This window comes from Mucilaginibacter sp. GW821-FHT07G05 (assembly GCF_059418565.1).
Window position 1 is genome coordinate 440561 of sequence record NZ_JBWKQC010000004.1, and the last position, 13087, is coordinate 453647.

The window sequence follows — 13087 nt, forward strand, 5'->3', positions numbered from 1 at the left end:
GTTGATCTCTTTAATTGGTTTACAAATCAAGATTTAAACCTAATACAAACGTTCTTGGGCGAGGATAGAAGTTATTATCAACACCGCTGCTCACTTCCGGGTCTAAGCCTTTGTATTTAGTAATAGTAAATACGTTTTGCACATTAGCGCTAACACGCAGGTTGCCTCTTGATTTAAACAGTTTACCAAAGTTGTAACCCAGGTTAACGTTATCCATACGCAGGAACGAAGCGTTTTGAACATAATAATCAGACAGGAAATAGTTGTTGCCGCTACCGCTGAAACCTGTTTCAAGCACATTGGTTGAAGCATTGTTCAGGTAACCGATAGGGTTAAAAATGTTACGTTGTGTACCGGTGCTCGAAAATACGTTGTTGTATACGTAATTACCCAAACTGCCTCTTAACACAGTACCAGCGCTCCAGTTTTTGTAGCTAACAGAGGTACTGAAACCGAAGAATGCTTTAGGGTCGATACCTTTGTAACGGTACAGATCTTTTTCGTTGATGATACCATCGCTGTTGCGGTCTACAAATACGTTATCAAGCGGTTTGCCTTGCGCGTCGTAAACCTGTTGGTATACATAGAACGAGTTTCTTTGGTAACCTTCAGAATTGATCAGGATGGTATTACCTGTACCGCCTGAGATAGTGTAGCTGCGGTTACCCTGAAAAGTAGGATCGGGCGCTATGCTCAGGTTGGTAATTTTATTGGTATTGTAAGTGATGTTGGCCGATACATTCCAGGTAAGGTCTTTTGTTTTTACCGGGATGGCATTTACCGAAAACTCAACCCCTTTGTTTTCCATATTACCAATGTTGGCAACAATCTGGTTAGAGAAGTTGGTACCGGCTGGCTGGTTCACCAGGCTTAGCAGGTCTTTTGTTTTCTTGTAGTAAAACTCAATGGTACCTGTTAATCTTTCATTCAGGAAACCATAATCGATAGCGATGTTGGTGGTAGCGGTTGATTCCCATTTACGGTTATCATAGTAACCACCCGGGCGGTACATGTTATAATAGTTATCGCCCATTTGGTATTGCGCGGTGTTGGTGCTCAGGTTATAGAACGATCTGTAATCGTACAGTCCGATACCTTCCTGCTGACCTGTTACACCATAACCACCTCTGAATTTTAATGACGATACTACATCGGCATCCTTAATAAATGATTCTTCTTTCACGTTCCAGGCCAATGCAGCTGACGGGAATACCGACCACCTGTTCTCCGGCTTAAATCTTGATGAACCATCGGTACGTAAAGTTCCTGTAAGTATGTAGCGACCTTTATAGGTGTAATTTAAACGGCCGTAGTATGATATCAGCACGTTTTGAAATACGTTATCAGGGTATAACCTGGTTTGCACCACTGTACCGTCAGATGTTTGATCGGGGAAACCATAGCTTTGGCTGCCGTTAGGTGCGTCTTCATTCCTGAAGATCTGGTAAGCATAACCCGCAACCACATCAAAGCGGCTTTCTATCGATTTTACGTCTTTGTTATAGCTCAGGTAAAACTCACCTAAACGGTTTTGTTGTTTTTGGCTGTATTGATTGTTAACACCGCTGTGTAAAACATTGCCTGCATCTTTAAAACGCTCAAAGCTTTGCGCGGCGTAATCAGGTACTACGATGGTACCTTCACCTGATGAATAATCGTAACCTAAATTCAGGTTAGCGTGTAATTCAGGTAAAAAGTGGAACGAGTAATCAAACTGCGCGTTACCTATACTTCTCTTTACAGTACTGTTATCAAATTTCTGATTTAGCAAGGCAACAGGGTTACGTGGTGCCAGGTTTTCAAGCTTGCCGCTTGTAGTGGTTTCGTAATAACCGCCGAAAGCATCATTGCCCGACATTACAGGGTAAGTTGGGTTCATGCTAACCGCAGCGCCAATTGCGCCCTGGTTTGCAAAACGGCTTTTGCTGATAGCGCCCTTTATATTAAAGTTAACCTTTAAATGGTTATCAAAAAACTTAGGGTTCAGGTTGATCGATCCTGATGTACGCTCAAGGTTATCCGTTTTCAGGATACCGTCCTGGTTTAAATAACCAACTGAAACACGGTACGGCAAATTTTTGTAAGTGCCCGATACGCTTAAGTTATTATCAGTAGCAATGGCTGTTTGATAAATTTGTTTTTGCCAGTCGGTACTTGCGTCGCCAAGTTTGGCTACCTGTTCGGCAGTGCCGTTAGCGGCAATATAATCGCGGTATTCGCTTGCGGAAAACACATCGATGGTTTTGGCAACCTTAGCGGCAGATATGTTGCTGCTGAAGTTGATCTTCGGCGCGCCGCTTTGTCCTTTTTTAGTAGTGATCAAAATTACACCGTTTGATGCCCTTGAACCGTAAATGGCGGTTGCCGATGCATCCTTAAGTACGGTAAAGGTTTCGATATCGTTAGGGTTGATCAAGCTCAACGGGTTTGGAGAACCTGAAATACCGTTGTTGCTTAAAGATACCCCGTCAACAATGATCAGCGGATCGTTAGTAGCGCTAAGTGAAGCACCACCGCGAATCCTGATCTGGCTGCCCGCGCCCGGCTGCCCGCCGTTTGAGGTAATGGCCACACCGGCTACCTTACCGGCAATTAATTGCTCGGGAGTAGTAACCGATCCTTTTTGAAAATCTTTGCTGCTTACCGTAGCTACCGAACCGGTAACGTCTTTACGGGTAGCGGTACCGTAACCTATAACCACCACCTCGTTAAGTGACTGGGTTTGGGCCGACATTTGAATTTCAACTACCGCGTTTTGGCCCGATGCTACTGTTACTGCTTTTTGCAGGGTAACATAACCGATGTACTTAACGGTAAGCGTATGCGCGCCGGCGGCAACGCCGTTTATTTTAAACGCGCCGTTCACATCGGTAGCGGTGCCCAGGGTAGTGCCGTCAACACTTACGGTTACGCCCGGCAGGGTTTCCCTTTTAGTATCAAGCACGGTACCGCTAATACTGCCTGTTTGCGCGAATGCGAAGCCTGATACAAGCAGCATGGCAAACAAGAGCACATAATTTTTTAAATAATGTTTTCTCATATAATTTAAAATTTGTCGCTTCTGGGGGGAGAAGCCTTTTCTTTAATTGGTATTGGTTAATAAACTTTGGTGTGTGTGTTCGGCCGGGTAACACGTTACGTGGCCTTGCTTCTTATTTAGCTTGGGTAGCGAATAATGAGTAGATATTTATCCATATTAATGAGTTAATTAAGTTCTAATATGTATTGGTTGCGGGCCGGTACTGTTACCGTTTTGGCAATGCTTATTTGCTTGCCGGTAATTACATCCTTGCCGTCGGTGTGCTTGCCGGTAACATCAGTAAAGCGGTCCATATCCAGCGTTTGGTCTTTGCCTGATCCGTTGAGCATTACCAGTACGGTTTTACCATCTTTTATGCGGGCATATACATACACGTTCGAGTTATCGGGCGCGTAGTGTATCAGCTTGCCATCAATAACCGGGGCGCTGGTTTTACGCCATTGCAGCAGTTTTTGCAGGTAATTGAATGCTTCGTTCTGCATATCGGTACGGCCTGCGGCAGTAAAGGCATCTTTCTTATCGCCTTCCCATCCGCCCGGAAAATCCTTGCGGATCTGCCCGTCGCCTTCGTTTTTGGTGCCGGTCATTAAAATTTCGGTACCGTAATAAATTTGCGGGATACCGCGTGTGGTTAGTAAAAAGGCGAAAGCTTGTTTGTAGCGATCAAGATCTTTGTCCTCCACACGATTAAAGCGACCGAGATCATGGTTATCTAAAAATGTCAAGATGTTTTTAGGATCGGCATACAGGTAATCCTGCGCCAGTACTTCGAAGATCTGGTACAGGCCTGACGACTCGCCGCCGTTCTCGTTATTCTCTTTGTTAAAACCTTTGTCGGCAGTAAATGTCAGCGGGAAATCCATCACAGTTTTCAGCTGGGTATTGGTTTTGTTCAATACCGAATTGCGCTGCCACCAGGCTGTTTCGCTACTTTTGCCATACCACGATTCGCCTACTATATTGAAGTTAGGATACTCGGCTTGTACCTCTTTGCACCAGCGTGCCATAAAAGCGTAATCAGGGTAAGGATAAGTATCCTGACGGATGCCGTCTATACGGGCATATTCTATCCACCAGATGCTGTTTTGAATGAGGTAAGTAGCCAAATGCCTGTTGCGTTGGTTCAAATCGGGCATATCAGGCACAAACCAGCCGTTCAGCAATACATCGGCCTCTTTCTTGGCCGCATGCGGATCCATCGCGGTTAGTTTGGCGTGGTTGGTTTGCGCATATTTTGTGGGGTTATTGATCCAGTCGGCAGCCGGTTTGTCGGTCATCCATGGGTGGGCCAAACCGCAATGGTTAAATATCATGTCCATCACCACTTTCATGCCCTTGTTGTGCATCGTTTTGGTAAGGTCGCGGAAGGCCTCGTTGCTGCCGTAGCGTTGATCTATCTTATAAAAATCGGTAATGGCGTAGCCGTGGTACGAGCCATTGGGCATCTTGTTTTCCTGTACAGGATTAAACCATACGGTAGTAACGCCGAGGTCTTTGATGTAATCGAGGTGTTTAGCCACACCTTCCAAATCGCCGCCATGGCGCAGATCGGGGTTGTTGCGGTCAATGTTCACACCATCCCAGTTATCGTTAGCCGCGTTACCATTAGCGAAACGATCAGGGGTTAACAGGTACAATACATCTGAAGTGTTAAAGCCTAAAGCGCCGCTTTTATCGGTACGGGCCTTTAGCTCATAGCTGAAATTTTTAACATCGGCACCCTCTGCGAATTTTATGTTGAATTTGCCCGGCTTAGTATTAGCGGCAATGTTGACGTAAATGAAAAGATAGTTGGGGTTATCGGTACGGGCAACCTCCTTTACGGTAACTCCCGGATAAGCGATGGTCGGTTTTGATTTGCCAATGTTGTAACCATGCACCATTAACTGAAGCTCGTGGTTCTTCATGCCTACCCACCAGTAAGCGGGGGCAACCTCTGTTACAGCGATGGCCTTGGCGTAAAAAACATCAAAGCTCAGCAAAGCCGTAAGTACAAAGAATACGAATTTTTTAGTATAAATATTTTTATACATATAGTTTATAAAAAGAAGGTTTTGAAAAACTTGGCTAATTGGTTTTAACTATTCGTCAAAAATTTTAACGAAACACGGGCTGTAAAAGTTATATGCATTTCATTCATTTAATTGACTAACACAAATCTCGCAAGGCTGCAAGCTATTTGCTATTTGTTTAGTTAAAATTTAAAGAAATATTGCGTTTATAAAAATCAAGTGTTTGATTTTTAGATTAATACAAAATGAGTGCTGCGGAAAAATTTAAAAGAATTAAGGCTTTTTTTAAGCTTAATATTGATTTTTATCTGCTTTAAAGGCTTAAAAAGCAGGTGAATGGGCAGGGTAATTATTGGTTAACGGCGGCTTTGCGCTTGCTTACAATATCAACGGCTTTGATATCCATTATGCGCTGGTCGAATTCTTCGGCAGGGAAGAGGGATTTTGCCTTGAGGCGCATCTTGTAAACGTAAATGGTTTTCTCAGAATATTCGAGGATCTTGGAGATGGTTTCGGTATCGGTAACACCTAAACGGATAAGCGCGAAGATACGCAGATCGGTAGTGAGCACCTCGTCGTTCTTAGGCCATATTTGGTCTTCCTTTTTAAACAGGTTGTTAAAGGATACCACAAAGTTGGGGAATATCTTAATGAAGATATGATCGAAGGTATGGAACAGCGCGTCGCGTTCTTTTTTGATCTGAATGTTATCAACTATCAACTGGATATGGTCGTAACGCTTTTGAGCCAGCTTGGTATCTACCGATCGCTTTAGCTTTTCGAGTTTAAGGATATAGCCCGATATCACGTTAAAGAAATAGCCTATGTACTCTTCCTTAATATGGGTATCCTCAACCAGTTTGTTATTGATAATCTCCAGTTCGGCATTGGTTTCCTCAATGATCTTCTCCTTAGCCTTCAGGTTTTTCAATTGCTTAAACAGCATTACCGATATTACAATAACCAGCAACACCAATACAATCAGCGACACCAGGAAAATAAGGAAACGGGTTTTCTCTTTTTCAATATAGTTCAGCTTTTCGGCAGCCACCATGGGCAGTATCGAACTGATCTGTACGCGGCGCTGGCGGGCACCGTAAAAGTCGGCATCGGCCATAGCCTGCTGTATGTAGTTGTAGGCGTTTTTGATATCGCCGTTTTTGTAATAGATCTCGGCCAGCCAAAATATAGCCAGGGTTTCTTTGGTTGACGATTGTATATCGCTGATAACGGCTTGTATCAGCAACTCAATACCCTTATCGCGCAGCTGCTTATCCTTCAGGTAAATATTGCCTAAAGTTGAACTTACTATAGCGTTTTGGTGGGTGGTGAGCTTGTAATTATTCAGCAGTTTCTGAAAATCGGCCGTGGCCCCTTTGGGATTGTTGTTCTTTATTTTTTTGTAACCGTTGAGGTACAGGTTATTGTACGAGCCGGGGGCACTAATGGCAATGGCCGAATCGATGTATTTATTAGCCTGCGCTATGTAAATAGGTGAGTACTGGTTGTCGTTATCATAATTGGCCAGGTCGAAGTTGGCGCGCATCATCAGGGCGTAGTATTCCAGCTTAATGCTATCATCAAGCAAGGCGGTATTTATGCCTTTCAAACTGTCGAAAGTTTCCTTGAACATTCCCGACGACAGCAGTATAAAACCAACCTTTACCCTGCTGTAATACTCCTTGCTGATATCTTTTAAGCCCAGGCTTAATTTGGAGAGCTTATTGGCATATACGTAGGCCGAATCATATTGATAGGCTTTGTATTCGTCGTACAATTTACTACAAAGGTCAAACTGGTGCGTGAGGCTGCCCGGCGAACGGTGCAATGCCATTTTTAAACTGGCTATGCGGGCCTCTTTTTGCGCGTCGTATTCACTCTTTCGGCTTAATTCGGTGTTGAGTTTGTCCAGCAGTTCGTCGCTTTTTGAAGAAGCCCGAACAGTGCCGAATAATAACAGCAGAAGCAGGAGAGGAATAGATCTCATAGATTGGTTAACGCTGCAAATTAAATAATAAATATCGGCATTTGCCCATGCCTTGCCTTACTCCAACGGTAATTATAACAAAGAAGTTTAACTGTAAGGCATTTTTTACCTGTGGTTAACGTATTGTATACGGTAAATTGATCTGTTCAGGATAACTCACCCCGCCGACGCTTCGCTGGGCGACCCTCTCTCCACTTTGTTGAAAGAGGGTTAAGATTTGATTTACGAGATGTTTTTTCTTTTAGCCCTCTTTGCGCAGCAGAGAGGGAAGTCCAGCGAAGCGTAGACAGGGTGAGTCAAATTACCCCTGTTTAAAATTATTGTAACCAATTTGATATTTTGAAGTCTAAATTTCGGGTAGTGAAAAATATCCTTTACATTAACAAAATTAAATAGTTCTTTAATGCTTTAATTTTCGGGTTTTTGAAGGTGATAAGCATATAGTTTTTACTAAAAAGCGCATTTAATAAAATTGACCCATGCCTGAATATCAACACTATTCCTTCGACCTTTGGCTCACGCTCATTCGCTCTAACCCGGCGTTTAAGCCTGCACGAACGGCTTTCTTTCAGCATAACTTTAATTATAAAAATAAGCCGCTGGAGGAAGTCGCCCGCATTTTCAGGCAGGTCGACCTGATGGTGAACGCCATTAACGAAAAAACCGGAAAGAACATCGATGCCGATGAAATGTACCTGATGGTGATCAGCCTGATGAATGACGGCGACATTGCCATAGGCGACATTGATATGCCCGCGCTCATGACAGAAATGGAACGTATGCTTTTTGCTAATCTGCCATTAGTGTATTCCGCCGAAACCATTGAAGTTTTAGCACACCTTAAAAACAATACCCCGGCAACCATCAACATACTAAGCAATACCGGTTTTATCAGCGGAAAGAGCCTGCGTAAAGTACTTGCGGAGATCGGCCTTGCGCAATATTTCGACTTTCAGTTGTACTCTGACGAAACCCGTATGTCCAAGCCCTCGGCAGCATTCTTCGGGCTGATGCTGGAGCACGTGCAGCAATTGCACGGCGCGGTAAATTACGAAAGTATTATACATATAGGCGATAACCCGGTGGCCGACGTACAGGGGGCAACCGCGGCCGGCATTAAAAGTATGCTGGTAAATTCAAACAATGTATCTATCAAAAACCTTATCAAACATGCCAACAACATACTCACTACATAAAATAAGCAATGCCGATAACTTCGGCTTTAGTCCGGGAGATTACAGCCGTTTTAAATATGGTGATGATGCCGTGGCCTATAACTATGGTACCGCGTTGGCCGATGGCTTTATCGCGCAGCATTTAGTTCGTGGCGATATTAACCAACAAATAGTGGTGATATCAAGCCCTTACTCATTCATCCCTACGGCTACCTTTACCTTAAAGAACCATTTTGTAGCCCGGCTCAACCGCTGGCTGGCCGCGCATGGCCAACCCGTAGTACAGGAAACCAAGGTACACCGCACCATTACCTATAAAGAAGATTACGGCGAACTGAATGCCGAAGAGCGCCTGCGCCTGATAGGTAACGATTCGTTTCATATCGACAAGGCCTTTTTGACTAACAAAACCTTGGTTTTTTTAGATGATATTAAAATAACCGGCAGCCACGAGCGCATGATCATGAAGATGGTGGGCGAATATAATTTGCAAAATGAAATATATATGCTCTACTTTGCCGAGCTGGTGAGTGGCAGCATTCACCCCAAAATTGAAAACTTTTTGAACTATTACAGTGTTGAAACTATTTTTGATTTGGATACCATAATTAAAAGCGGCAGGTTTTGCATTAATACGCGTATAGTAAAGTTTATACTTAACTATAAGCACGATAGCTTTTGCATATTTTTACAAGGCCAAACCGATGAGTTTATTAACAATTTATATGATATGGCCCTGGGTAACGGCTACCATACCATGGAGTGTTACCAGCCAAACCTAAACCATATACGCAACCTATTATTTACATACAACAAAAACTTAGTATAAAATGGCAATTAATTTGCAAAAAGGACAGCGCGAAGCTATTAACGCGCCCAAATTTACAGTAGGCTTAGGTTGGGATACCAACAGTTCATCAACAGGTACCAGCTTTGATTTGGATGCATCCATCTTTATCTTAGGCGAAAACAAAAAATTATTGAGCGACGAGCACTTCGTTTTTTATAACAACCTTAAATCGCCGGATGAGGCGGTGGAACATACGGGCGATAACCTTACCGGCGATGGCGATGGCGATGACGAGCAAATCAAGGTTGATCTGTCGAAAATTGCGGCACAGGCATCAGAGATCTGTATTGTGGTAACCATACACGATGCTGATAACCGCCGCCAAAACTTTGGCCAGGTGCGTAACTCGTTCATCCGTATTTTTGATAGTGTAACCAATGTTGATATTTTGAAATACGAGCTGGAGGAAGATTTTTCTATTGAAACAGCGGTTGAGTTTGGCCGTATTTACAAACGTAATAACGAGTGGAAGTTTGAGGCGGTTGGCGCGGGTATGAAAGGCGGCCTGCAAGATTATTTAAATAAATATAATTAACACATGGCAATCAATCTTGAAAAAGGGCAACGCATCAGCCTCGAAAAAAGCAACGGCAGCAAACTGCAAAATATATGCGTAGGTATTAACTGGGGCGCTATAGAAAAAAAAGGCCTCTTCGGTTTTGGCAGCAGTAAAGAAGCGGTTGACCTTGATGCCAGCTGCGCCATTTACGACGATCAAAAGCAACTGATAGAGGTAGTATACTTCGGCAACCTTAAATCAAAGAACGGCGCTGTAAAACATAGCGGCGATGATTTAACAGGTGATATGGGCGGAGATGACGGACTGGATAATGAAGTTATCTCGGTTGACCTTGGTGGCCTGGGCGCTAACGTTACCTATGTGGCATTTGTACTGAACAGTTTCCGCGGGCAAGATTTCGGCAGCATTCCGTTTGCTTCTATTCGTGTGTATGAAGGCACACCAAAAAGGGTGACCGAAGAGTTTGCTAAATACAACATTAGCGGCGGTGGTTTCGCGGGCCACGTATCAATGGTACTGGGCGTATTTTACAAACGCAACGGCGAGTGGAAATTTAATGCCATTGGCGAACCAACCAAAGACAGAAAGCTACAGGAAACGGTACAAACCGTAACCCAAAAGTATTTATAGTAACTATTTAAGCCTTTATCAATCTAAACCATAAATGATAAAGGCTTAAAATATTAAACACTACAATATGGAACCAAACCTGAACAGCCCTGAGCAAAGCGTACCCGCGCCATCATCGGCTCCTGTTAAATTGATTGATAAAGAAGGTAATGTTGATTTAACGCTGGCAAGCCCGGCCGATATCAGCAAATATTCGCAATTAAGTAAAGATCTTAGTCCGGCTGATGCCAACTCTATATTGAACTACGGCACCGAGGTGCAGGCATCAATGGAGAAGTACAGTAACCAGTTCCTGGCATCGGTACGTACCTATAACTCGGGCGAAGTAGGCACTTTAATTAACGACCTGCTTACCGAACTCAACTATATTGATGTTGATGAGCTTGAAAAAAGCGGTGTAACATCGTTCCTGTCTAAAATACCGTTCCTGAAAAAACTGGTGTTCGATGCCAAAAAGTTGTTTCAAAAGTACGACCTGGTAATTACCAATGTGGATAAGATCACCAATAAGGTAAAGACCGGCCGTTTGAACGCTATTAAGGATAACAGCTCGCTGCAAACCATGTTTGACAGCAATGTGGAGTACATCAAACAGATGGAAGACCTTATTATATCGGGCCAGATCAAGTACAAGGAACTGATGGAAAAGCTGGCAGAAATGGAAGCTAATCCATCAGCCTATAACGATTATGAAATTGCCGATTTGCGCGAGTTCTGCGGTCGTTTGGATAAGCGTTTGGCCGATATGAAGATCGTCCGTTTTATTATGATGCAATCGCTGGCGCAAATACGTGTGGTGCAAAACAACAATACTTCCATTGCCGAAAAAGCGCAGTCGATAGTATCAACCACTATACCGGTTTGGAAAAACCAGCTTACCATAGCTGTAGCACTGCAAAGGCAAAAGGCCAATGTGGAAATGCAGAAGAAAATATCAGACACTACCAACACCATTTTGCAGAAAAACGCGGATATGCTGAAACAAAACAGTATTGATGTAGCGAGGGAAAATGAAAAAACGGTAGTATCTTTGGATACGCTTAAGCGCACAACGCAATCCCTCATTGAAACACTGAACGAGGTGAAGCAGATACACGAACAAGGCACGCAAAACCGCAAAGTGCTGAATACCGAACTGCAAACCCTTGAAACTGAACTGAGGAAGAACGTAACAAACGTTAGCTGATGGATAAAGAATGGATGATAACCCAATAATACGTGAATCAAACAAAATATTAAGTAAACTGCAATTACTCTCTACCTTTTTTGAGGATGAGATAGTTTATAAGATATATTTACGTACACAGGTTATCCACAAACTTTACGAAACCAACCCCGAGCTTGATGTAAATAAGCTGGAACTTTTCCATGTTCAGTTCACGCAGCCTGCTATCGACCTGTTAAGGAAGATCAAAAAGATCAATGAAAATAATGTAAGCCTGCTGTTCAACGAAATTCAGTTGAACAGCGAGCTTATCAAAAGCATTAAGGAGTCGGACTTTACCGAGAACGATTTCAATATCGATAAACAACGGCAGGCACTGCGCATCAACAACTCCTTGCGCAAGCTATACCAGCTACTGTCGGATAATAAACAGGACTATCCCTTCGCCAAAAATATCAACGCCTTTAGCGCGCGTTATTCCGAAGATTTCTTTTACACCATATCGCCCGAGTTACTGGCCGAGCTAACCGATTACGACCCTGCTACCATGTACAGCAACGCCAACGCTACCATACAGCGTAAGCTGATGGGGCGATTGTGCAAGTTTGATTTTCGTACCGAGTTTTATTGCGGCTTAAAAACCGGGAACCTCATCATTGAGGTATATAAGTTTATTGACGATGACGAGCACTTCCTGTTCTATCCATCGCGCAATATGTTTTTGTTTGCAGATGTGAGCAAGCTAAAAGGTATTGATCTTACTACCGACCTCACCCGTAACGAACGCATTATACAGGAACTGCAAGACAAGAATGACCAACTGCAAAGCCGTGCCAACATCACCAAAATAAACATACCGCAGGAGGTGCGTTCCTTACTGGCCGATAACTACAAGAAGATCTCGGATATTAACTTTCTGCAAAATATTGCCAGCTTTGATACCCAGGCCAATATCCTGAAAACGATGCTGAATACGGATATGCTTTAACAGGCTGCGTGTACACAAATCAGCGCTTTTATAATGCTCCGTAGGAGCTACCGATTTGTAGCACCATATTATATATCTTTTTGCCCCGTTAGGTGGCTACACATTCGCAAAGGGTAACCCCTAACGGGCAATGTCATTAAGTTAAGCATTCGGCGATTTCAACTCACCCGGTCTTAGCTTCGCTCGACCACCCTCTCTATGCTACGCATAAAGAGGGGACTCAAATTTTCACCATCTTTGCGTAGCAGAGAGGGTCGACCAGCGTAGCGTAGTCGGGGTGAGTTGACTAAACGCGCGATTGGTTTAAATATGTACTTCCTTAACTTAATGAACTTGCCCTAAAGGGGTAAAACATACATAGTATATGCTTTAACAGGCTGCGTCTTCTGTATATTCTTCAACTGCCGATTTGTCCAGCTGATTATAATACAGGAAATAACCTATCACCGGCAGAAAGGTAACCAAAGCCAACCACCCTAAATGTCTTAACAGCGGCTTGGTATCATGATATTTATAGCTTAACGCGATAAACCGGGCTATTAGGTAGCAATGTACCAGGGGCAGTGCAATAAGCACAATAGATAGCAGCGCGTACAGTAATCCCATAGTTATAGTGCGTGTTATATTAAAACGAATGCCGTACTGTAATTATTGCCGGGTTGATAATCAGCCAAATAAATATAATACCACCCTAATATCGATAATATTTAGCAAATTGTA

Annotated in this window: 10 protein-coding genes; 6 read left to right on the forward strand and 4 right to left on the reverse strand. The window is 43.3% G+C overall.

Annotated elements, in window-relative coordinates; all coding sequences use genetic code 11:
- Positions 1–19: 19 nt before the first annotated feature.
- From AC07NA_RS13290 to susR, 3 genes are all read right to left on the reverse strand, one after another.
- Positions 20–3040: a SusC/RagA family TonB-linked outer membrane protein gene (locus AC07NA_RS13290; protein WP_494898040.1), complete on the reverse strand. Its 3021-nt coding sequence runs from the start codon at positions 3038–3040 to the stop codon at positions 20–22.
- 164 nt (positions 3041–3204) lie between these two features.
- Positions 3205–5073, reverse strand: a complete 1869-nt coding sequence (locus AC07NA_RS13295) for a glycoside hydrolase family 13 protein (RefSeq protein ID WP_494898041.1) — start codon at positions 5071–5073, stop codon at positions 3205–3207.
- 328 nt (positions 5074–5401) lie between these two features.
- Positions 5402–7039: a SusR family glycan utilization regulator gene (gene susR, locus AC07NA_RS13300; RefSeq protein WP_494898042.1), complete on the reverse strand. Its 1638-nt coding sequence runs from the start codon at positions 7037–7039 to the stop codon at positions 5402–5404.
- 479 nt (positions 7040–7518) lie between these two features.
- Between susR and AC07NA_RS13305 the strand changes: the two genes are divergently transcribed.
- From AC07NA_RS13305 to AC07NA_RS13330, 6 genes are all read left to right on the forward strand, one after another.
- A complete protein-coding gene (locus AC07NA_RS13305; RefSeq protein ID WP_494898043.1) occupies positions 7519–8235 on the forward strand; it encodes an HAD family hydrolase in 717 nt (238 codons plus the stop codon).
- Positions 8210–9043: a phosphoribosyltransferase family protein gene (locus AC07NA_RS13310; RefSeq protein ID WP_494898045.1), complete on the forward strand. Its 834-nt coding sequence runs from the start codon at positions 8210–8212 to the stop codon at positions 9041–9043. The genes AC07NA_RS13305 and AC07NA_RS13310 overlap by 26 nt, the downstream gene beginning before the upstream one ends.
- A gap of 1 nt (position 9044) precedes the next feature.
- Positions 9045–9599 carry a TerD family protein gene (locus tag AC07NA_RS13315; RefSeq protein WP_494898046.1) on the forward strand — a complete coding sequence of 185 codons (555 nt, stop codon included), beginning with the start codon at positions 9045–9047 and terminating at the stop codon, positions 9597–9599.
- 3 nt (positions 9600–9602) lie between these two features.
- Complete coding sequence (locus AC07NA_RS13320) at positions 9603–10214, forward strand: TerD family protein (RefSeq protein ID WP_345211564.1); 612 nt, start codon at positions 9603–9605, stop codon at positions 10212–10214.
- Between the two features lie 67 nt (positions 10215–10281).
- Positions 10282–11400: a toxic anion resistance protein gene (locus AC07NA_RS13325; RefSeq protein ID WP_494898047.1), complete on the forward strand. Its 1119-nt coding sequence runs from the start codon at positions 10282–10284 to the stop codon at positions 11398–11400.
- A 10-nt stretch (positions 11401–11410) separates the two neighbouring features.
- Entirely contained in the window at positions 11411–12367 is a 957-nt protein-coding gene (locus tag AC07NA_RS13330) for a hypothetical protein (RefSeq protein WP_494898048.1), read from the forward strand.
- A gap of 369 nt (positions 12368–12736) precedes the next feature.
- Here the strand turns inward: AC07NA_RS13330 and AC07NA_RS13335 are convergent, their stop codons facing one another.
- Positions 12737–12973, reverse strand: coding sequence for a hypothetical protein (locus tag AC07NA_RS13335; protein ID WP_494898049.1), 237 nt, complete (start codon positions 12971–12973; stop codon positions 12737–12739).
- Positions 12974–13087: the final 114 nt, after the last annotated feature.

What these genes read in the sequence shown, in the direction of transcription:
- AC07NA_RS13315 (WP_494898046.1), top strand. Translation starts at nt 9,045, where the DNA reads ATGGCAATTAATTTGCAAAAAGGACAGCGCGAAGCTATTAACGCGCCC.
- AC07NA_RS13325 (WP_494898047.1), top strand. Translation starts at nt 10,282, where the DNA reads ATGGAACCAAACCTGAACAGCCCTGAGCAAAGCGTACCCGCGCCATCA.
- AC07NA_RS13335 (WP_494898049.1), bottom strand. Translation starts at nt 12,973, where the DNA reads ATGGGATTACTGTACGCGCTGCTATCTATTGTGCTTATTGCACTGCCC.
- AC07NA_RS13295 (WP_494898041.1), bottom strand. Translation starts at nt 5,073, where the DNA reads ATGTATAAAAATATTTATACTAAAAAATTCGTATTCTTTGTACTTACG.
- AC07NA_RS13310 (WP_494898045.1), top strand. Translation starts at nt 8,210, where the DNA reads ATGCCAACAACATACTCACTACATAAAATAAGCAATGCCGATAACTTC.
- AC07NA_RS13320 (WP_345211564.1), top strand. Translation starts at nt 9,603, where the DNA reads ATGGCAATCAATCTTGAAAAAGGGCAACGCATCAGCCTCGAAAAAAGC.
- AC07NA_RS13305 (WP_494898043.1), top strand. Translation starts at nt 7,519, where the DNA reads ATGCCTGAATATCAACACTATTCCTTCGACCTTTGGCTCACGCTCATT.
- susR (WP_494898042.1), bottom strand. Translation starts at nt 7,039, where the DNA reads ATGAGATCTATTCCTCTCCTGCTTCTGCTGTTATTATTCGGCACTGTT.
- AC07NA_RS13290 (WP_494898040.1), bottom strand. Translation starts at nt 3,040, where the DNA reads ATGAGAAAACATTATTTAAAAAATTATGTGCTCTTGTTTGCCATGCTG.
- AC07NA_RS13330 (WP_494898048.1), top strand. Translation starts at nt 11,411, where the DNA reads ATGGATGATAACCCAATAATACGTGAATCAAACAAAATATTAAGTAAA.